The organism is Methylobacterium sp. C33D (assembly GCF_053345825.1).
Genome location: NZ_JBKFAV010000015.1, coordinates 33,154 through 52,982, shown reverse-complemented (window position 1 = coordinate 52,982; position 19,829 = coordinate 33,154). Strand labels below are relative to the sequence as shown.

The 19,829-nt window shown below is 72.0% G+C and carries 16 protein-coding genes; 7 read left to right on the top strand and 9 right to left on the bottom strand.

Annotation, left to right across the window (positions count from 1 at the left end; genetic code table 11):
- Positions 1-195: 195 nt before the first annotated feature.
- The 3 genes from ACLBXO_RS13900 to pdeM are packed head-to-tail and all read left to right on the top strand — an operon-like array spanning position 196 to position 4,501.
- On the top strand, positions 196-1,152 hold the full coding sequence (locus ACLBXO_RS13900; protein WP_091680189.1) for an alpha/beta hydrolase: 957 nt from the start codon (positions 196-198) through the stop codon (positions 1,150-1,152).
- A complete protein-coding gene (locus ACLBXO_RS13895) occupies positions 1,149-3,746 on the top strand; it encodes a ligase-associated DNA damage response DEXH box helicase (protein ID WP_331315977.1) in 2,598 nt (865 codons plus the stop codon). The genes ACLBXO_RS13900 and ACLBXO_RS13895 overlap by 4 nt, the downstream gene beginning before the upstream one ends.
- A gap of 41 nt (positions 3,747-3,787) precedes the next feature.
- A complete protein-coding gene (gene pdeM, locus ACLBXO_RS13890; RefSeq protein WP_447685711.1) occupies positions 3,788-4,501 on the top strand; it encodes a ligase-associated DNA damage response endonuclease PdeM in 714 nt (237 codons plus the stop codon).
- Between the two features lie 9 nt (positions 4,502-4,510).
- Here pdeM and ACLBXO_RS13885 read toward each other — a convergent pair whose 3' ends face one another.
- Entirely contained in the window at positions 4,511-5,971 is a 1,461-nt protein-coding gene (locus tag ACLBXO_RS13885) for a methyl-accepting chemotaxis protein (protein WP_447685759.1), read from the bottom strand.
- Between the two features lie 207 nt (positions 5,972-6,178).
- Positions 6,179-7,165: a CorA family divalent cation transporter gene (locus tag ACLBXO_RS13880; RefSeq protein ID WP_331315628.1), complete on the bottom strand. Its 987-nt coding sequence runs from the start codon at positions 7,163-7,165 to the stop codon at positions 6,179-6,181.
- A 209-nt stretch (positions 7,166-7,374) separates the two neighbouring features.
- Here ACLBXO_RS13880 and groES point away from each other — a divergent pair, with 209 nt between their 5' ends.
- Positions 7,375-7,665 carry a co-chaperone GroES gene (groES, locus tag ACLBXO_RS13875; RefSeq protein WP_331315629.1) on the top strand — a complete coding sequence of 97 codons (291 nt, stop codon included), beginning with the start codon at positions 7,375-7,377 and terminating at the stop codon, positions 7,663-7,665.
- A gap of 71 nt (positions 7,666-7,736) precedes the next feature.
- Positions 7,737-9,377, top strand: coding sequence for a chaperonin GroEL (gene groL, locus ACLBXO_RS13870; protein WP_205833381.1), 1,641 nt, complete (start codon positions 7,737-7,739; stop codon positions 9,375-9,377).
- Between the two features lie 636 nt (positions 9,378-10,013).
- Here the strand turns inward: groL and fae are convergent.
- The 7 genes from fae to ACLBXO_RS13835 all read right to left on the bottom strand — a co-directional run bounded on the left by fae (position 10,014) and on the right by ACLBXO_RS13835 (position 16,706).
- Positions 10,014-10,526 carry a 5,6,7,8-tetrahydromethanopterin hydro-lyase gene (fae, locus tag ACLBXO_RS13865; protein WP_012317540.1) on the bottom strand — a complete coding sequence of 171 codons (513 nt, stop codon included), beginning with the start codon at positions 10,524-10,526 and terminating at the stop codon, positions 10,014-10,016.
- A gap of 224 nt (positions 10,527-10,750) precedes the next feature.
- Complete coding sequence (locus ACLBXO_RS13860) at positions 10,751-11,590, bottom strand: triphosphoribosyl-dephospho-CoA synthase (protein ID WP_331315630.1); 840 nt, start codon at positions 11,588-11,590, stop codon at positions 10,751-10,753.
- Positions 11,587-12,495, bottom strand: a complete 909-nt coding sequence (locus ACLBXO_RS13855; protein WP_331315980.1) for an ATP-grasp domain-containing protein — start codon at positions 12,493-12,495, stop codon at positions 11,587-11,589. The genes ACLBXO_RS13860 and ACLBXO_RS13855 overlap by 4 nt, the downstream gene beginning before the upstream one ends.
- 109 nt (positions 12,496-12,604) lie before the next feature.
- Positions 12,605-13,579: a methenyltetrahydromethanopterin cyclohydrolase gene (gene mch, locus ACLBXO_RS13850; RefSeq protein WP_447685710.1), complete on the bottom strand. Its 975-nt coding sequence runs from the start codon at positions 13,577-13,579 to the stop codon at positions 12,605-12,607.
- Positions 13,576-14,727 (bottom strand): ATP-grasp domain-containing protein, encoded by a 1,152-nt coding sequence (locus ACLBXO_RS13845; protein ID WP_447685709.1) that lies wholly within the window; start codon positions 14,725-14,727, stop codon positions 13,576-13,578. Before ACLBXO_RS13845 ends, mch begins: the two co-directional genes overlap by 4 nt.
- Before the next feature lie 22 nt (positions 14,728-14,749).
- Positions 14,750-15,643, bottom strand: a complete 894-nt coding sequence (locus ACLBXO_RS13840; protein ID WP_331315633.1) for an NAD(P)-dependent methylenetetrahydromethanopterin dehydrogenase — start codon at positions 15,641-15,643, stop codon at positions 14,750-14,752.
- A gap of 85 nt (positions 15,644-15,728) precedes the next feature.
- Positions 15,729-16,706, bottom strand: coding sequence for a beta-ribofuranosylaminobenzene 5'-phosphate synthase family protein (locus ACLBXO_RS13835; RefSeq protein WP_447685708.1), 978 nt, complete (start codon positions 16,704-16,706; stop codon positions 15,729-15,731).
- A 396-nt stretch (positions 16,707-17,102) separates the two neighbouring features.
- Here ACLBXO_RS13835 and ACLBXO_RS13830 point away from each other — a divergent pair, with 396 nt between their 5' ends.
- Both ACLBXO_RS13830 and ACLBXO_RS13825 read left to right on the top strand, forming a co-directional pair.
- Entirely contained in the window at positions 17,103-18,173 is a 1,071-nt protein-coding gene (locus ACLBXO_RS13830; protein ID WP_331315637.1) for a formyltransferase, read from the top strand.
- Complete coding sequence (locus tag ACLBXO_RS13825; RefSeq protein ID WP_447685707.1) at positions 18,167-19,813, top strand: formylmethanofuran dehydrogenase subunit A; 1,647 nt, start codon at positions 18,167-18,169, stop codon at positions 19,811-19,813. Before ACLBXO_RS13830 ends, ACLBXO_RS13825 begins: the two co-directional genes overlap by 7 nt.
- Positions 19,814-19,829: the final 16 nt, after the last annotated feature.

Genomic DNA, 19,829 nt, shown 5'->3' with positions numbered 1-19,829 from the left:
AAACCCGAGCGCGGATCAGGCGTTGGCGGGTTTCTCGCGCGCCGTGCAGATGGCAAGCGGCGTCGCGCGCGCCAAGATGCCGGACGGGGTGGACGACGCCGCGGGACTCTCGCGGTGCGGCCTCGGCCAAAGGGAGAACTCCCGGGAACGGGATCGGTGTGAGAGGCTCAGAGTGCCGACGGGACCATACGCACGATGATCGACCACGCCCTGTTCGACCCGGCGACGATCGATCCCGAGACGCTCCGGCTCAACGCCGAGATCGTCGCGGCCCACGCCGCGCTGCCTGACCCCTGGTCGCTGCCGATCGCCGAGGTGCGCGAGCGGCGCCGCCTGGGCACCAAGGCTGCGCCCGCGATGCCGCACAGCGCCCGGGCGGAGTGGCTGACGATCGACGGGCCCGGCGGCCCGCTCAAGCTCCGCGTGGTCCGGCCCAAGCCCGGCACGAAGCTGCGCGGCGCCTACCTGCACATCCACCGCGGCGGCTGGGTGTGGGGCTCGGCCGACGAGCAGGACCCGTGGCTCGAGCGGATCGCCGATACCTGCGGCTTCGTCGCCCTGTCGGTCGAGTACCGCCTCGCCCCCGAGCATCCCTATCCGGCGGCCCTGCTCGACTGCGAGGCCGCGGCCCTGTGGCTGGCCGGTCCGGGGAAGACCGAGTTCGGCATCCACGCGCTGACCATCGGCGGCGAGTCGGTCGGCGCGCACCTCGCCGTGATGGTGCTGCTGCGGCTGCGCGACAAGCACAACCTGCCGCGGGCCTTCCGGGGCGCCAACCTCAACGCCGGCTTCTTCGATCTGGGCCTGACCCCGTCGGTGCGGAACTGGGGCGAGGAGCGGCTGGTCGTGAACACCCGCGACCTGACCAAGTTCGCCGACGGCTACGTCCGCGAGGGCATCGACAGGCGCCGGCCGGACGTGTCGCCGATCTACGCCGACCTGAAGGGCCTCCCGCCGGCCCTGTTCACCATCGGCACCGCCGATCCGCTCCTCGACGACACGCTGTACATGTCGGCGCGCTGGGCGGCGGCGGGGAATGGCGGTCACACGGCGATCTATCCCGGCGGCTGCCACGTCTTCGCCCGCTACCCGAGCCCGATGAGCGAGCGGGCGCTGGAGCTGATCGACCGCTTCCTGATGGCGCTCGCCTGAGCGATTCGGCCGAGATCCTGCCGGAGCGGTTCCGCGCCTGGTTCGCGGGGCGGGGCTGGGCGCCGCGGCCGCACCAGCTCGACCTCCTGCGGATCGCCGGGGCCGGCCGCTCGGCCTTGCTGGTGGCGCCGACGGGTGCCGGCAAGACGCTCGCGGGGTTCCTGCCGAGCCTCGTCGCCCTCGCCGAGCGCGGCCCCCAGCGGAAGGCGGCGGGCCTCCACACCCTCTACGTGTCACCCCTGAAGGCACTGGCGGTGGACATCGCCCGCAACCTCGATGCGCCCATCGCCGAGATGGCGCTGCCGGTGCGCGTCGAGACCCGTACCGGCGACACGCCGGCGCACAAGCGCACCCGCCAGATCAGCCGGCCGCCGGACATCCTTCTGACCACGCCCGAGCAGCTGGCCCTGCTGATCGCCCACCGCGAGGCGGCTGAGTTTTTTGCCGGACTGCGCTGCGTGGTGCTCGACGAGCTGCACGCGCTGGTGACGTCGAAGCGCGGCGACCTGCTGTCCCTGGCGCTGGCGCGGCTGCACAGGCTGAGCCCCGGCCTCGCGGCGATCGGGCTGTCGGCCACGGTGCGGGAGCCGGACGAGCTGCGGAAGTACCTGGTGCCACAGGGGCCGCTCCCGTCTCACCCCTCCGCGAGCGGGGACGGCGCGGCCGAATCCGACGCGTCTCCTCCCTCACCTCAACCCTCTCCCGCACGGGACGGGGGGGCCGTCGCGCACCCCATGGCCGACCTCGTCACCGTGGCGGGCGGGGCGAAGGCGGACCTGCGCATGCTCGACCTCGGCCGGGCGCTGCCGATCTCCGGCCACACCGCGTGGCACTCGATGCCGGCGATCTACGACCTCATCCGCGAGCACCGGACCACGCTGGTCTTCGTGAACACCCGCCTCCAGGCCGAGTACACGTTCCAGGAGCTGTGGCGACTCAACGACGACGCCCTGCCGATCGCGATCCACCACGGCTCGCTCGACGCCCAGCAGCGCCGCCGGGTCGAGGCCGCCATGGCGGCGGGCCAGCTCCGGGCGATCGTCTGCACCGCTACCCTCGACCTCGGCATCGACTGGGGCGACGTCGACCTCGTGGTCAATGTCGGCGCGCCGAAGGGGGCGAGCCGGATCATGCAGCGGATCGGCCGGGCCAACCACCGCATGGACGAGCCCTCGAAGGCCTACCTCGTTCCGGGCAACCGGTTCGAGATGCTGGAGTGCCAGGCGGCGCTGGACGCCGTCGAGGAGGCCGCGCAGGACACGCCCGACGCCCGCCAGGGCGCCCTCGACGTCCTCGCCCAGCACGTCCTCGGCATGGCCTGCGCCGACGCCTTCGACCCGGTCGACCTGTACGACGAGATCGTCTCGGCCGCGCCCTACGCCGGTCTCGCGTGGGAATCGTTCGAGCAGGTCGTCGACTACGTCGCCACCGGCGGCTACGCGCTGCGCGCCTACGAGCGCTTCGCCAAGATCCTGCGCGGACCGGACGGGCTCTGGCGGGTGCGCGACGCCCGCACCGCCCAGGCCTACCGGATGAACGTCGGCACGATCGTGGAGGCGGCCCGGGTGAAAGTCCGCCTCGGCCGGACCCTGCGCGGCAAGCCCGGCACGGTGCTGCCCAAGACCGGGCGGGTGCTCGGCGAGATCGAGGACGAGTTCGCCGAGACGCTGACGGTGGGCGACACCTTCCTGTTCGCGGGCGAGACCCTGCGCTTCGAGGGGCTCGCCGAGGACGAGTGCCTCGTCACCCGCGCGCCGGCCGGCACCGACCCCGCGATCCCGTCCTACGCGGGCGCGAAGTTCCCGCTCTCGACCTTCCTGGCGGCCCGGGTCCGGGCGCTGATCGCCGACCCGTTCGCGTGGGACCGCCTGCCCGAGCAGATCGGCGCGTACCTGCTGCAGCAGCGCCGCCGCTCGGTCCTGCCGGGCGAGCGCGACCTCCTCGTCGAGACCTTCCCGCGGGGCAAGCGCTACTACCTGACCGCCTTCCCGTTCGAGGGTCGCCTCGCCCACCAGACGCTGGGCATGCTGCTGACCCGGCGCCTGGAGCGCGCCGGCCTGCGGCCGCTCGGCTTCGCGGCCAACGATTACGGCATCGCCATCTGGTCGACCCGCGACGTCTCGGAGCGCGCCGCGATCGATCCGGACTTCATCGGCGACCTGTTCGCGGTCGACATGCTGGGCGACGACCTTGAGGCGTGGCTCGACGAGTCGGCGATGATGAAGCGCACCTTCCGCCAATGCGCGGTGATCGCCGGGCTGATCGAGCGCCACCATCCGGGCCTGAAGAAATCCGGCCGCGCGGTCACGATCTCGACCGACCTGATCTACGACGTGCTGCGCAAGCACCAGCCCGACCACCTGCTGCTCCGGGCGGCGCGGCAGGATGCGGCAACCGGACTCCTCGACGTGAGGCGCCTCGGCATGATGCTAGAGCGCATCCAGGGGCGAATCATCCACAGGTCTCTCGACCGGGTCTCGCCGCTCTCCGTGTCCGTGATGCTCGAGATCGGGCGCGAGCGGGTCTACGGCGAGGGCGCCGACGAGATCCTGGCCGAGGCCGAGGCGGAGCTTCTCCAAGAGGCTCTGTCCTGACCGCCGATCCGCCCTCCCCCGACGACACCGAGGATGCGATCTTGGCGGCCGGCCTGAGACTCGAGAAGACTCCCAAGCACCCCACCCTTCAACTCGCGGGCGAGACCCTGGTGCTCGACCTCTGCGGCGGCCTCTGGCTGCCGGAGCACCGGACGCTGATCGTGTCCGACCTTCACCTGGAGAAGGGCTCGTCCTACGCGGCCCGCTCCGGCCAGTTCCTGCCGCCCTACGACACCCGCGAGACGCTCGCCTGCCTGCACGAGGCGGTGGTGCGCCACGATCCCGCCCGCGTGGTCGCGCTGGGCGATTCGTTCCACGATGCCCGCGGGCCTGAGCGCATGGAGCCGGGCGACCGCGCCCTCGTGGCGGCCCTGCAGGAGGGGCGGGACTGGGTCTGGATCGCCGGAAACCACGACGCGGCCGTGAACGAGGGCGTCGGCGGCCGCTACGCCGACGCGCTGACGCTCGGCAGCCTCGTCCTGCGCCACGAGCCGAGCCCGGAGCCCGTCCCCGGCGAGATCGCCGGCCATCTCCATCCCTGCGGGAAGGTGGCGATGCGCGGGCGGGCGGTGCGCCGCCGCTGCTTCGTCACGGACGGCGCCCGCCTCGTCATGCCGGCCTTCGGTGCCTACGCGGGCGGCCTGAACGTCCGCGACCGGGCGATCGAGAGCCTGTTCCCCGACGGCTTCACCGCCCATCTCCTCGGGGACGGGCGGGTCTTCGCCATCGGCCGGGCGCAGCTCGCCCGGGATTGAGGCGCGCGATCAGGCCGACTTCATGAAGCGGATGACGCTCTCCGACAGGCTCGTCGAGTGGGCGGCGAGGCTGTCGGCGATGCCCTGGACGGTCTGGGCGAGCTGACCGGTGGCGTTGGCGGCCTCGGACACGCCGCCGATATTGCCCGCCATCTCGTGGGTCGAGACCGCCTGCTCCTCGACGGCGCTCGCCATCGCCAGGGTGAGGTTGGACAGTTCGTCCACCGCCGCGGTGATCATCTCGATGGCGCCGACCGCGTCGCCGGTCGCGCTCTGGATCGCCGAGACTTGCTGGGTGATCTCGCCGGTCGCCTTGGCAGTCTGCTCGGCGAGCGCCTTGACCTCGGAGGCGACGACCGCGAAGCCGCGGCCGGCGGCGCCGGCCCGGGCCGCCTCGATCGTGGCGTTCAGCGCCAGCAGGTTGGTCTGGTCGGCAATCGACTTGATCATGCCCACCACCGCGTCGACCTTGCGGGCGTTCTCGGCCAGCTGGCGCATGGTCGCGTCGGTGGTTCCGGCCTGGGCGGCGATCTGCTGCGCGCGCTCCGAGACTCGCCCGACCTGGCCCGAGATTTCCTGGATCGCCCCGTTCATCTGCTCGGAGTTCGACGCGACCGAGGAGGCCTTGTGCCGGGCGGATTCGGCCGACTGCATCAGCCCCTCGGCCGAGCTCTGCATCTCCTGGATGGCCGAACCGACGGCCTCGACGACCTGCTTGACCTCGGTCTCCATATTCACCTGCGCGGTGACCACGGCCCAGGTCAGCATCGGGCCGAGATACTGCCCCCTCTCGTCGGTCACGGCCGTGACCCGCAGGTTGAGGGTCTCGGGCCCGACCCTGATCTTGGTGCTGTGCGGCAGCCGGCTCGCGTCCCCCAGCATGGTGCGCTGGTGGCTCGGGTTCTTGTGGAAGATGTCGAAGGAGCGGCCGAGCATGTCGTCGACCTTGACCGGCAGGTGCTGGTCGATCGTGCCGAGCGTCTTGCGCGACGTGGCGTTCATGTAGTCGATCTTGAAATTGTCCTTCAGATCCGCGGTCATGACCGCCACCGGAACGTTGTCGATCATCGTCAGGAGCCGGTTGATCTCCTTCTTCTTCGCCGAGATGTCCGCGGCGAACTTGACGACCTTGATCGGCTTGCCGCGCGCGTCCAGGACGGGATTGTACGTCGCCTCCAGCCAGACTGGTTCGCCCTCCTTGTCGAGGCGCAGGAACTCGCCCGTGACGTAGTGCCCGTCCTTCAGCTTGTTCCAGAACGCCGCGTACTCCGCGGATTCGGCGAAGCCCCTCTCCACGAAGATGCGGTGATGGCGGTTCTGGACGTCGCCGAGGCCGTACTTCATCAGCCGCAGGAAGTTCTGGTTCGCGTGCAGGACGGTACCGTCCATCGAGAACTCGATGATCGCGAGCGAGCGGTCCAGGGCATCGATCTTGGCCTGGGCTTCGTTGAAAACAGTGCGATTGAACATGGTGCTGCTCGCGTTCTCCCGCGCCATGTCTAGCCTCGTAGCGTTAATGAACCCTTTATCGCGACATTCATCCAGATTAAAATCCGGGTGACACGGGTCGAATGCTTGTAACGTCGCCGCTGCTGTGTGGCCGATTTCGGATCCGCGCAGATATTTGCATTTTATCCGATCTATGGAGACATGAATGCTGTGTTTTGCTTATGAATATCAGAACCAGCCGCGCATGCGGAAGTATACGATCGGTGCCACGGCGCTGAGGAGGATCAGGCCGAGCGCGTAGGGGTACCCGAGCGCCCAGTCCAGCTCGGGCATGTGCTTGAAGTTCATCCCGTAGATCGACGCGATGAGCGTCGGCGGGACGCCGACCACCGAGACGACGGTGAGGACCCGGAAGACGTTGTTCTGCTCGATCGTGATGAGGCCGAGGGCGGCGTCGAGCAGGAACTGCACGTTCTCGGCGAGCCGCGTCTCGAACTCGTCGAGGGACTCGATGTCCCGCTTGATCGTCTCGAAGCGCGAATCCTCCGGCAGGCCGAGACTGTCGCAGGCCGCGGCGACGAACGGGATGATCCGTTCGAGGCCGAGCAGGCTCGACCGGATCTTTCCCAGAACCTTCCCGCGGTTGCTGATGCCGCGCAGGATCCGGCGGAGGGCGAGGTCGCGGCGCCGGGGCGGCGGGCTCTCGAGGCGCCGCCGCTCGGCACCGCGGACGTCGAAGTCGAAGATGCGGGTCGAGAGCGTGTCGAGTTCGGATCCCATATCCTCCAGGGCGTCGGCGAGGCTGTCGACCAGCTCCTCCAGGACGACGAGGAAGATCTCGCTCGGCGTCGTGCTGCCGTCGCCGTCCGCGATGCGCTTCGCGGAGCCCTCGAAGGCGCGCAACTCGTGGAAGCGGATCGTGACGAGGTGATCCTTGGTCAGCAGGAAGCCCAGTGGCTTCAGCTGCGACGCGCTCTGCTCGAAGGTGATCATCGGCGTCGAGAGCGAGAGCCCGCCCTTCACCCGGCGCAGGCGGCTCGACGTCTCGACTTCCGAGAGCGCCGCCCGCGACGGCACGCGCAGGCCGGTCGCGGCCTCGACCGCCGCGGCCTCCTCCGGCGTGGGGTCGTTCAGGTCGAGCCACACGGTGTCGCGCGCGATCGGGCTGCCGGGTCGCAGCGCCACCGGGCCTTCGGGTCCGTGCAGGCTCAGCATGAGAGCGAGTCGTCCATGAGGGGATCGGTGCCGCCGGCGCGTCATCGCGCCGTCGCGCGGGGGTGCGACAGCCTTGACTCGGAACCCGCCCGCGCCTATCTCGCGGCCGTCTTTGGCACTCGCCGAGACAGAGTGCTAACAGTCGAGTTCGCGGCGGTCCCGCCGGCCGCATCAACGCCAACTCAAGACCTGAAGCAAGAGGGCAGCTCATGAAGTTCCGTCCGCTGCACGACCGCGTGGTCGTCCGTCGCATCGAGAGCGAAGAGAAGACCAAGGGCGGCATCATCATCCCGGACACCGCCAAGGAGAAGCCGCAGGAGGGCGAGGTCGTCGCCGTCGGCCCCGGCGCCCGCGACGAGGCCGGTCGCGTCAACGCGCTCGACGTCAAGGCCGGCGACCGCGTCCTGTTCGGCAAGTGGTCCGGCACCGAGGTCAAGATCGACGGTCAGGACCTCCTGATCATGAAGGAATCCGACATCATGGGCGTCGTCGCCCTCTAATCGGATCACCCGTCACCGCCCTTTGAGGCCGTCCCGGACTCGGGGTTCAACCATTAGCTAAGAGGCACACAATGGCAGCGAAAGACGTTCGTTTCTCCGCCGACGCCCGCGATAAGATGCTGCGCGGCGTCGACATCCTCGCCGACGCGGTGAAGGTGACGCTGGGCCCGAAGGGCCGCAACGTCGTGATCGAGAAGAGCTTCGGCGCCCCGCGCATCACCAAGGACGGTGTGACGGTCGCCAAGGAGATCGAGCTCGCCGACAAGTTCGAGAACATGGGCGCCCAGATGGTGCGCGAAGTGGCCTCGAAGACCAACGACATCGCGGGTGACGGCACCACCACCGCGACCGTGCTGGCCCAGGCCATCGTCCGCGAGGGCGCCAAGTACGTCGCGGCCGGCATCAACCCGATGGACCTGAAGCGCGGCATCGACCTCGCCACCCAGGCCGCCGTGAAGGACATCATCGCGCGCGCCAAGAAGGTCTCGACCTCCGACGAGGTCGCCCAGGTCGGCACGATCTCCGCCAACGGCGACAAGGAGATCGGCGAGATGATCGCCCACGCCATGCAGAAGGTGGGCAACGAGGGCGTCATCACGGTCGAGGAGGCGAAGACCGCCGAGACCGAGCTGGACGTCGTCGAGGGCATGCAGTTCGACCGCGGCTACCTCTCCCCGTACTTCATCACGAACGCGGAGAAGATGGTCGCCGAGCTCGAGGACCCCTACATCCTCATCCACGAGAAGAAGCTCTCGTCGCTCCAGGCCATGCTGCCGGTGCTCGAGGCGGTTGTTCAGACCGGCAAGCCGCTCCTGATCATCGCCGAGGACATCGAGGGCGAGGCTCTGGCCACGCTCGTCGTCAACAAGCTCCGCGGCGGCCTGAAGGTCGCGGCCGTCAAGGCGCCGGGCTTCGGTGACCGCCGCAAGGCGATGCTCGAGGACATCGCGATCCTGACCAAGGGCCAGATGATCGCCGAGGACCTCGGCATCAAGCTCGAGAACGTGACGCTCCCCATGCTCGGCCGCGCCAAGCGCGTGCGCATCGAGAAGGAGAACACCACGATCATCGACGGCGTCGGCGAGAAGTCCGACATCGAGGGCCGCATCTCGCAGATCAAGGCGCAGATCGAGGAGACCACCTCGGACTACGACCGTGAGAAGCTGCAGGAGCGTCTGGCCAAGCTCGCGGGCGGCGTCGCGGTGATCCGCGTCGGCGGCGCGACCGAGGTCGAGGTGAAGGAGAAGAAGGATCGCGTCGACGACGCCCTCAACGCCACCCGCGCGGCGGTCGAGGAAGGCATCGTCCCGGGCGGCGGCACCGCGCTGCTCCGCGCCAAGAAGGCGGTCTCCGAGCTGAAGTCCGAGATCCCGGACGTGCAGGCCGGTATCAAGATCGTCCTGAAGGCCCTTGAGGCCCCGCTCCGCCAGATCGCCCAGAACGCGGGCGTGGAAGGCTCGATCGTGGTCGGCAAGATCACCGACAACACCTCCTCGGAGACCTTCGGCTTCAACGCCCAGACCGAAGAGTATGTCGACATGATCCAGGCCGGCATCGTCGATCCGGCCAAGGTGGTGCGCACCGCCCTGCAGGACGCGGCCTCGGTCGCCGGCCTGCTGGTGACCACCGAGGCGATGGTCGCCGACGCGCCGAAGAAGGACAGCCCCGCTCCGGCGATGCCGGGCGGCGGCATGGGCGGCATGGACTTCTAAGTCCGCGCCACTCGCGTCACGGAGGAAGGGGGTCGCCGCGAGGCGGCCCCTTTTCTTTTGGCGCCGGCCTGCCGCGGTCGCCCGCGGGCGCGGCCCGGTCCGATGCCGCGACGCGACGCCTGGGCCGCGAGACGCGCCCGCACGGTGGCGATTCGAGGATTGCCGGACGCGCTCGGTCGCCTGGAACGGGAGAGTGAAGTCCAGGCTGTGGTCGATCAGGGGCGGGATGCTGTCCTGATCGGTATCGTCCGCGCCGGTCTCGACGAAGGCGAGGATCCCGGCGTGAATCGCCGCGTGATCGGACGTGTCGGGAGCCGCGGCGAGGACCAGGGGGCCGCCGTGCCTCCAGTGATCGCGCAGGGTCGCGAGCCCTTCGGCGGATCAAGGTATGACCTCACCGCGCGGCTCTGCCGGCGCGGACGCGGCCGCGCGTGCCGACCGAAACGGGTCCCGCGCGCCGAAGGCCGACACTCCGTCGCCGCGGTGGCTCGTGCGGCGGACGACAAACAGAAAACGGGACGGCTCGCGCCGTCCCGTTCAGGGGCTCAATTATCGGCCAAGGAAGATCGAAGCCAGTCGCTGGAGCAGGCCCCGCGGTGCGGGCGGAGGCTCGCTCTGCCCAGGACCGTCCCCGATCTAAGCGTTGGCGGCGAAGGGGTGCTGCGCGGAGTTGCGCTGCTCGGTGACCGTCGAGGCCTTCGGCTCGCCGTTCACGGCGCGCTGGATCGACAGCTTGGTGGCCTCGTAGTTGTACTTCTGGATCTTGGCGTCGTCGGCCGCCTCCCAGTGGATGAACACGCCGACCAGGATGTACAGGTCGTCGGCCTCGTCCGCCGGGATGATGCCCTCGGCCACCGCGTCCTGCACGGCCTTGGCAACGCCGTGCTGGGCCGGGCCGAACATCTGGACGGCCTGACGGGCGTCGTTGATGGTGACCTTGTTGAACATCAGGGTGTTCGGCTTGCACGGCAGGTTCGGCGCGATGACCGCGAGCAGGCTGGTGAAGCCGTGCTTGTTGTTCACGAGGCCGTTGCAGAAAGCCGTCTCGGCCGGCGAACCGCGCGGTCCGATGATGAGGTCGATGTGGGCGACCTCGTTGCCGTCGCCGACGAGGGCCTCGCCGACCTGAACCTTGGTGATCTTCGCCATTCGGTGTCTCTCCCTGGATTCCGAAATAGAGCCGCGCGCCGGGCGAAGCCGCGGCCGGGAAGCCATCCTTGTTATCGGCGCCCGACCATGCCGGCCGAGCCGGTTGGGCCGGACAGCGCGGCGGACCCTACAGCGGGGCCCTGCGGCTCACAACCCGCGCAAGGCCCTGACACGAAGGAATTTCTATCCGTCCGAGGCCGTGGACACCGGATCGTGCGCGCGGTTCAGGCCAGCCGGCCGCCGGCGCCCGCGAGGGCGTCCCAGAACAGGGTCGCGACCGTGAAATCCGCGCTCGTGCCCGGATTGATCGCCCGGGCCTTCAGCGACGCGTCGAGGGCCAGCAGCGCATCGACCGGCCGCGCGGCGAGGTCGAGCCCGGCGAGCGCCGCCTCGGCTTCCCGGCGGACGCGCTCGGCCGCCGCCGCGCCGTGCTTGCGGGCGACGTGGCTGTCCGGGACGGCGCGGAGGAAGGCCAGGTGGATCGCGGTCGTGCACCAGGTCGGGTCGAGCCCGGCGGCGCGGGCCTCGTGCAGGGCCGCGAGTCCGATCGCCGGCACGTCCGCGAAACCCGTCACGTAGGCGCGGGCGATCCGGTCCCGATCGGCGGCCTCCGCCATGGCGTCGCGCAGGGAGCCGGGCGCCGCGTCGGCGACGTCGTGCCGGCCGGCCGCGCCGAGGCCGCCCGGATTGGCGCGGCGGATACCCGCGAAGACCGCTTCCGAATCCGCGCCGTCCAGGGAATCGAGCACCGCCGCGACGGTTTGGCCCCCCTCGGCCGAGACCGCGAGCGGCGCGCAGAGCAGCAGGATGCCGAGATTGGTGTTCTGGCCCACCGCCGCCATGGTGGCGGCGACGCTGTCGCGGACCCGCGCCCCGACGCCCGCGCCCGCCCGGGCCAGGGGCGGCGCCGAGACGTCGGCGCTCGTCACGAAATCCGCCAGCACCATGCGGTGGCCGGGCGCGTAGGCGTGGACGTTGCCGGGCTTGAGGGCGTCGAGTTCCGCGAGGCAGGCCGCCCGGTAGAGCGTGCCGATCAGCGCCGCGTCGAGGCCGCCCCCGCTCATGCCACCACGAGCCGGGGACGGCTGGCGCCGCGGGCCGCGGCGAGGAAGCCGCGCACCACCGCGGCGGCGATGTCGGTCTCGCACACGGTCTGGAGCCCCGACCAGGCCGGCATCGAATTCACCTCGAGGACCGAGAAGCCGCCCTCCCCGTCCTCGACGAGGTCGACGCCGGAATAGTCGACGCCGACCGCGGCGGCGGCGGCCTCGGCCAGCTCGGCGGCGGCGCGCGGCATCGCCCAGGGCAGCGGGCGGCCACCCCGGTGGACATTGGTGATCCAGCCGTCGCCCTCGCGGATCATCCCGGCGATCGCCCGGCCGTCGCAGACGAACACCCGGTAGTCGCGCCACAGGCCGTCCCGGCGCGGCACGTAGCGCTGGAGGTAGTAGACCCGGGCCACGGCCTCCTCGTCGGGCAGGTCCTCCGGGCGCTCGATCAGGGCGAGCCCCTCCCCCTGCGAGCCGAACAGCGGCTTCAGGACCAGCGGCGCGCCCGGGCGCGCCTCGGTGGCGACCAGGGCCGCGGCCGCCTCGCGCTTCGAGAACACCCAGGTTGCCGGGGTCGGTAGGCCGGCCCGGTCGATGAGCAGCGAGGTCGCCGCCTTGTCGACCGAGCGCTCGATCGCGGTCGGCGCGTTCCAGACGGTGACTCCTGCGGCGACCAGGGCGTGCAGCACGCCGAGCCGCATCGTCGTCGCCTCGAAGGTGCCGCCCGCGATGGTCCGCATCAGCACGCCGTCCGGCAGCGCGTCGGGGAAGCCCGGCACGCGCAGCGGCTCGCCGCCGCCCGTGACGACGGCCACGTCGGCGAGGGAGAACAGCACCGGCTCCACGCCGCTCGCGCGCAGGGCCGCGAGCAGGCGGTTCTTGTGCCAGGTGCCGTTATCGGCCGCGAGCCCGATGCGCATGGGGGTCCTGATCGTCACGGGGCCGCCCGCCTCCGGGGCGGCCCGAGGTTCTGTCGCTCGGTGGATCGGAGTGGGGCCCGCCCGCGCGGGAGCGGCGCCCCGCGTGCCCTCAGGCGAAGGACGCGTCGACCAGCGTCGGCTCCAGGCGGCCGCCGCGGTAGGTGGCGCCGGAGCGCGCCGACGTGACGATCGCCTCGGCCGGCGAGAACAGGGCGCCGTCGATCTTGTAGAAGTCGCCGTTCACCCGCGCGAAGATGTCGGCGAAGGGCGCGCCGTGGTCGCTCGAGGTCGTGGAGGGCAGCTGCTCGGCGAGCTGCCTGGCGTCGGAATCGTCGGCGTCCACGAAGAGCTGGACCCGGCCGCCGTAGATGATCGCGTCGTTGGTGCGGCCCATCGCCTTGATGAAGTCCGGGTGCGGCGGCGACAGCGGCGCCGAGCCGATCCCGTCCACGATGGCGTGCAGGTCGAAGCCGACCGTGTGGGCCTTGTGGAGGGCGACCTCCAGGACGCGGGCCACGACCTGCGTGGAGCCGGCGAGGCTCTGGGTCGGCGCGAAGATGAAGGTCAGGTCCTCGGGCTTGAGGCCGGAGGCCTCCGCGACCTTGGCGACGACGCTCTCGGGCGGGCCGCCGGCCGCTTCCAGCACGAGGGCGGTCTTGGTGGCGGAATCGCGGAAGCCGAGTTCCTGGTACAGCTCCTCGACGGCCGCCACCGCGCGGCCCGGGCCGGAGCCGAGGGCGAAGAAGCCGGAATCCCCGGTCTCGTCCGCGAGGCTCCAGCCCGCGTACTGGCTGCCGAGGCAGGCGAGCACCGGGTCGGCGGAATGGACCGTCACCGAGTACGGCCAGGACGCGATCGGCCCGCTCGGCGCGATGGTGACGGTGCCGAGGCCGCCGAGGCAGATCTCGGCGATGCGCCGCCCGGCCTCGATCGAGCCCCGCGCCTGCGCGCCGGCATCGACCATGCGGGCGCCGCCGGCGGCCTGCGACACGGAGAGCCGCAGCGTCGCGGCGTCGGCCACGAGCCGCTCGACCAGCGGGCCGGCGAGCGCGTTGATGCTGGGATAGGTCGGGCTGGCACTCATGACGGGGCTTCCTCGGGGTGTGTTTTCTTCGCCGCGCAGACGGCCCGCAGGTGTGCCGTCCGCGTTTCCAACAGGGCGAGCACCTCCGCCCGGTCCGCGCCTTCGGCCAGCACCGTGCAGAGCGGCGCGTCGCGGCGGACCGCCGAGCCGGGGCACGGGCGGTCGCGCACGCAGTCCGGCCAATCGAGGTCCGGCACAGGCGCAAGCTCCCGGTCCGCGTAACAGATCTGCGCGGCCGCCGCACCCGCCGGATGCGGTCCGGGCTCCGGCATCGTGCCGAGGCAGGCCGCGACGTGGGCCGCGAGCAGCGGCGTCCCGCGCCGGTCGAGGACGTCGAGGGTCGCGCCGGGCCTCGGGTTGATCTCGGTGAGCCACCAGTCGGTCCCGTCGACCAGCAGGTCGGCGCTGGCGAGGCCGCGCAGGCCGGTCGCGGCGACGATCCGCTCGATCCCGGCGGCGACGGCCTGCACGAGGTCGGCAGGGAGCGCCGAGTCTTCCCCGGCGCCGCGGGCGAGCGCCCCGGCGTAGCGGAACGGGCGGATCGGCGACGGCGCGCACCACTGCTCGGTGACCGCGAGGACGCGGATCGCGCGGCCGTCGGCGAGGACGTTCAGGGCGTGCGGCCGCCCCGGCACGCGCGCCTGCAGATAGTGGCCGGCCGGCGCGGGCGACCGGCTGGCCGGCCGGATGTGGCTGCCGCCGGAGCCCCCGATCCGCTTGACAAGCCAGCCCGCGGGGTCAGCCGGCGGCGCGGCCGTCACGGCCGGATGCGGCACGCCGAGGCGCGCGCACAGGGCCGCGAAGGCCAGGGGCTCCTTCAGGGCGGCGACGGTCCCGGCCGAGGCGCCGATGAGCCGGTGCCGCGCGGAGAGGCGCGCGATCAGGTCGGGCGCGTCCTCGAAGCCGCTGCCGAGGATCAGGCCGACCGGCTTCCCGGCCCGCGCCGCGAGGTCGTCGAGCGCCGCCAGGGTGGCGTCGGCGGCGGGGCGGGTGCCGAAGCGGCCCGGCAGTTGCCGGTAGGCCTCGGCCAGCACGCGGGTGTCGGAATCGCCGAACAGGTCGGCGACGTAGGGCCGGAGCCCCGCGCGCCGCGCCGCCTCGGCCAGGGAGCGCCCGGCCTGCGCGGCGATCAGGACCGCGTCCGCCATCGGCATCCGGTCCGGGAGCGGCCTAGCCGGCGATCTCCACGGCGAGCGCGTAGGCGTCGCGGAAGTCGAGGCACAGCGGCGTGTCGGAGGCGAGCATCCGGTCGAACAGGCGCCGCTGCGTCTTGTACTTCACGTCGCCGACGGCCAGCGCGCCGATGCCGACCCCCTTGCCCGTCGGCAGCGCGACGTCCACCGCGTTGACGTCGATCCCCGCGATGCCGGCGGGCGGCACGGCGTTGACGTCGGACGCCACGAGCAGCTTCGGCGCGGATTCCAGATCCTCCGCGGTGAGGATCGGGATGCCCGCCGGGCCGGCCGAGAGGATGACGTCGGCGTCGCGGATGGCGGCGCGCCGATCGTCGGGCGTCGTGCCGTCGACGGCGCCGACCTCGATGCCGAAGCGCCACTTCATCGTGAAGGCGATCTTCGAGACGCGCTCCTCGCCGTCGTGGCCGACCAGGACGGTGGTGGCGCCCTGCAGGGCACCGATCACCGCGGCCACGTAGGCGACGACGCCGGCGCCGCCGAAGATCACGATGCGCTTGCCGGTGAGGTCGGTGTTGAACTTCTGCCGCAGGGCGCGGGAGACCTGCGCCACCATGGCGGCGCCGGTGGTGAACGAGCCCGCCGGGTCGGCGAAGACGTGGTTCACGAAGGGCGGCACGAAGGCCTTCTTGGCGCGATCGACCATGTCGAGGGCGTCCTCGGCGTTCTTGCCGCCGATGAAGATGCCCGTCCGCGTCCCGTCGGCCGGCGACCGCGAGAAGATCGAATCCTGAGTCAGCGAGACGACGTCGGCGAGGCTGACCTCCGTGTAGGTCACCACCGTCTCGAACCCGGCATCCACGGCCATGTTCACGTCGAACGGGCTCATGTGCCGGAGCGGCGTCAGCATGTGGAGGATCGAGCGGGCCATGGAATCCTCGTGCGGCGCGCGAGAGAGGCGCCTTCCCTCCGTCAAAACCGGAGCGGCGGCCCGGGTCAAGCCCGGGGCGGCCGGCTCACGCCGGACCGGTTACCGAAGCGCCACCGTTGCGGCCCCGGGCGATGACGAACCGGAGGGGGCCGCCCCGGTCGAGGCCGGCCACCAGGGCGCGGGCCTCGGCCTCGGACGGGACCAGCGCGAAGCCGGTCGGCCCCCAGGAGGACTGGCCGTAGCCCGCGATGCCCCGCGCGGCGACGGCGGCGAGCGCCTCCGCCACCGCGGAACTGGCGTAGCGGCCGCCCTGATGGGGCGCGAAGTGGTCGCCGATCAGCGTCTGGATCCGGGTGATGCCGGCGCCGAAGCCCTGCGGCTCCGCCAGGGCGACGGCGGGCAGCACCTGCATCAGCGCGATCCGGCAGATCTCGGCGGCCTGCGCCTCGGGGAACCGCGGCAGGTCGCGGAAGGCCTCGACCTCGCGCGTCCCGTGCACGCCGGCCATGCTCGGATCGAGGATCAGGACGATTCGCCATGCCTCGGGATAGGGCAGGCGCGCGATGACCGGCGGCGGCCCGCCATCCGCGCCGCGGCCGCCGTCGACGATGAGCCCGCCCTCGGTGAAGGCGCAGAGGCCGACGCCGGACCGGTTGCCCCGGTCCAGGGTCGCCGCGAAGGCCTCCGCCGCGAACGGCTCGCCGTTCAGGCGGGCCATCGCGGCCGCCACCGCGAGGGCGAGCTGCGTGCCCGAGCCGAACCCGGCATGGGCCGGGATCACCCGCTCGACATCGATGGCGACGTCCCCGCCGCGCCCGAGATGGGCGGCGGCGGCCTCGACGTAGCCGCGCACCCGGTCGGCCTCCGAGCCCGTGACGGTGGGCCGGGCCGCCCGGCGGGCGGTCAGGATCAGGGACGGCGCGTCGATGGCCAGCCCGATGCTGCCGAAGCGCCGGCCGAGCCCGCCATGCAGGTCCAGGAAGCCGAAATGCAGCCGCGCCGGCGCCTCGACCCGCACGGCACCGTCCGCCGTCGCCTCGTTCCGTTCGGGGACCTCGCCCAACGCTCTTCCCTCGAATCCCGCCTCGAATCCCGCAGGTCCGGCCCCTGCGCGGCGCGCTTTTCACACGCGGCCCGGACCCGGGCAACGTGGACGCGCGCGGATCGTGCCCGCCGACGGCGCAGGACTGATCGATCGCGGAGACCGCGCGGCGATGAAGCGATACCCGCGATTCACTTCCCGACGCGCATCGCCGCCGGACCCCCTTGCCGCGGTGCGCGGATGAAGGCAAACCTAGGCCCGCGACGGCGCGCCGAGTTTGCCGCCTGCCCGGACATGCCGGGCGGATGAGCCATTCCGATTCGGTGGGGAACCCTCGGGCTCGAGGGGCACCCGCTTCGTCCGGTCTTACGGCCGTCGCCCGCTCCGAAACCAAGCAAGAACGTTGCGAGAGGGAGCATGGCAGCCTGGGTGAAGGGTGGCGCGACGGACGCGGGCACCGCCATCGAGGCGGCCGCATCCCTCCTCGCCAGTGCGCGCGCGCCGGTGATCGCCGGCCTCAGCGCCGACGTGGCCGCGATCCGCGCGGCCTACGATCTCGCGGGGCGCATCGGCGCCTCCGTCGACACCGCCGGCTCGGCCGGCACCTACGCGGACCTCGGAGCGCTGAGCCGGGTCGGGGCGCTGACCTCGACGCCCGCCGAGGCCGTCGGGCGCGCCGACGTGGTGCTGGTTGTGGGCGCCGCCCCCTGGCAGGCGCCGCTCCTGAAGCGCCTCGTCGACGGCAAGCCCGGCCGCGGTCGCGCCGCCGGGGCGGACCGCACCCTGCTGGCCGTCGGCGCCAACGCCACCGCGTCCCTGTCCTGGCCGGCCGAGGGCGGGCTGACCGAGGCGGTCGGCGTGCTGCGCGCCCACGCCCGCGGCCACCTCGCCGGCGATGATCTCCCCGGCCAGATCGCCGCCCGGCTCGCCGCCGCGCAGTACGGAATCCTCCTCTACGATGCCGCCGAACTGGGCGAGGTCGGCATCGAGATGCTCCAGGGCCTCGCCATGGAGCTCAGCGAGACGACCCGCTGCTTCACCCTCGCGGTCGGCGGCACCGGCCAGGACCGGGCGGTGGTGCCGGTCTCGGCCTGGCTGACCGGGCAAGCGCCGCGCAGCGGCTTCGGGCGCCGCGTGCCCGAGCACGATCCCTGGCGCTTCGACGCCGCCCGGCAGGTCGCCGCCGGCGAGGTCGACGCCGTTCTCTGGCTCGGCGCCGTCCCGGTGTCGCGCCCGGACTGGCTGTCGAACGTCCCCTCCGTCGCGCTGGTCGCGGACGGTGAGGCCGGGGCCGCCGAGGTGGTGATCGCGGTCGGCCAGCCCGGCCGCGACCACGGCGGCGTGTTGTGGAACGAGCAGCGCGCCGCGCTGACCTTCTGGCCGGCCTCGGCGCCGTCGGATCTGCCGTCGGCCGCGTCGGTGCTGGGCGCCCTGAAGGAGCGCCTGGTCACGGGCCCGGCCGCGTCGAGGAGTGAACCCGCATGCTGAGCGTGATCCGGGGCGGGCGCGTCGTCGATCCGACCGCGTCCCGCGATTCCGTGGGCGACGTCTGGATCGAGGACGGCCGCGTGATCGATCCGCCGGGCCGCGAGCCCGACGCCGTGATCGACGCCGCGGGCTGCGTGGTGATGGCCGGCGGCGTCGAGGTGCACTCGCACATCGCCGGCGGCAACGTGATCACCTCGCGGCTGCTCCTGCCCGACCTCTACGTCAGCGAGGCGGCGCCCGACGGCCATCCCTTCGCCCACGCGGGCGGGGCGGCGGCCTGGATCGGCTCGACCTACGCGCGGATGGGCTACACCACGGCCGTCGAGCCGGCGATGCCGCCGACCCACGCGCTGGGCACGCAGCTCGAGCTCGCCGACATCCCGCTGCTCGACCGCGGCGCCCTGACCGTGATGGGCAACGACGACCAGCTCCTGCAGCTCCTGCGCGAGGGTCAGGGCGGCAACGCCGTGCGCGACCTCGTCGCCCTGTCGGTCGCCCAGTCGCGCGGCCTCGGGGTCAAGTGCATCAACGCGGGCGGCGCCTCGGCCTTCAAGGACGGGGCCCTGCGCCTCTCCCTCGACGACGAGATCCCCTGCTACGGGCTCTCGACCCGGCAGATCATGGGCTCGCTCCTCGACGCGGTCGAGGAGATCGGCGTCCCGCACCCGCTGCACGTCCACTGCAACAACCTCGGCCTGCCCGGGGCCGACGACAGCTTCATGGCGACGCTGGACGCGGCGGAGGGTCGGCGCATCCACTTCGCCCACGCGCAGTTCTACGCCTACGGCGCGGTCGACCCGGCCAATCCCGGCACCGGCGGCTTCCGCTCGGCCGCCGAGCGGATCGCGCAGGCGATCACCGACAACCCGAACGCCACCCTCGATATCGGGCAGGTCGTGTTCGGCCAGACCGTGACGGTGTCCCTCGACATCCTCCGCCAGTTCGCCGGCCGGAAGGGCGCCAAGCCGAAGAAGTGGGTGCTGAACGCGGGCGACGCCGAGGGCGGCGGCGTGGTGCCGTTCCTGTACCGGCCCCGGGGCCCGACCAGCTCGCTGCAATGGGCGATCGGCCTGGAGATCATGCTGCTCTCCACCGACCCGGAGCGGACGATCCTGACCACCGACCACCCGAACGGCGGCCCGTTCACCCAGTATCCCCGCATCATCCACCTGCTGATGGACAAGACGGAGCGCGACCGCGAGATCGCGACGCTGCCGAGCGTCGTCGGGGAGCGCTCGAGCCTTGCGGGACTGGAGCGCGAGTACACGCTCTCCGAGATCGCGCAGCTGACCCGGTCCGGACCGGCGAAGCTCCTCGGCCTCGCCGACCGCGGCCACCTGCGGGCCGGTGCCCGGGCCGACGTTGCCGTCTACCGCGACGACGCGAATCGCACCGCGATGTTCACCGCCGCCAAGCTCGTCCTCAAGGACGGCGTGCCGATCGTCGAGGACGGCGAGGTCGTGGAGTGGCGCGCCGGCCGCACGCTGTCGCTGACCGTCGAGTCCGACAAGGCCATGGCGAAGCGCGCCGACACCTACCTCACGGAGCGGTTCGGCGAGGGCCTCGACAGCTTCGCCGTGCCCGACGCGGCCTTCGGCGAGGGCCGGGAGAACTTCGAGGCGGTTCCATGCCGGGCGTGATCAGCGGGGCGAGCCG

What these genes read in the sequence shown, in the direction of transcription:
- ACLBXO_RS13900 (WP_091680189.1), top strand. Translation starts at nt 196, where the DNA reads ATGATCGACCACGCCCTGTTCGACCCGGCGACGATCGATCCCGAGACG.
- ACLBXO_RS13885 (WP_447685759.1), bottom strand. Translation starts at nt 5,971, where the DNA reads ATGTTCAATCGCACTGTTTTCAACGAAGCCCAGGCCAAGATCGATGCC.
- ACLBXO_RS13880 (WP_331315628.1), bottom strand. Translation starts at nt 7,165, where the DNA reads ATGCTGAGCCTGCACGGACCCGAAGGCCCGGTGGCGCTGCGACCCGGC.
- groES (WP_331315629.1), top strand. Translation starts at nt 7,375, where the DNA reads ATGAAGTTCCGTCCGCTGCACGACCGCGTGGTCGTCCGTCGCATCGAG.
- groL (WP_205833381.1), top strand. Translation starts at nt 7,737, where the DNA reads ATGGCAGCGAAAGACGTTCGTTTCTCCGCCGACGCCCGCGATAAGATG.
- fae (WP_012317540.1), bottom strand. Translation starts at nt 10,526, where the DNA reads ATGGCGAAGATCACCAAGGTTCAGGTCGGCGAGGCCCTCGTCGGCGAC.
- ACLBXO_RS13860 (WP_331315630.1), bottom strand. Translation starts at nt 11,590, where the DNA reads ATGAGCGGGGGCGGCCTCGACGCGGCGCTGATCGGCACGCTCTACCGG.
- ACLBXO_RS13855 (WP_331315980.1), bottom strand. Translation starts at nt 12,495, where the DNA reads ATGCGCATCGGGCTCGCGGCCGATAACGGCACCTGGCACAAGAACCGC.
- mch (WP_447685710.1), bottom strand. Translation starts at nt 13,579, where the DNA reads ATGAGTGCCAGCCCGACCTATCCCAGCATCAACGCGCTCGCCGGCCCG.
- ACLBXO_RS13845 (WP_447685709.1), bottom strand. Translation starts at nt 14,727, where the DNA reads ATGGCGGACGCGGTCCTGATCGCCGCGCAGGCCGGGCGCTCCCTGGCC.
- ACLBXO_RS13840 (WP_331315633.1), bottom strand. Translation starts at nt 15,643, where the DNA reads ATGGCCCGCTCGATCCTCCACATGCTGACGCCGCTCCGGCACATGAGC.
- ACLBXO_RS13830 (WP_331315637.1), top strand. Translation starts at nt 17,103, where the DNA reads ATGGCAGCCTGGGTGAAGGGTGGCGCGACGGACGCGGGCACCGCCATC.
- ACLBXO_RS13825 (WP_447685707.1), top strand. Translation starts at nt 18,167, where the DNA reads ATGCTGAGCGTGATCCGGGGCGGGCGCGTCGTCGATCCGACCGCGTCC.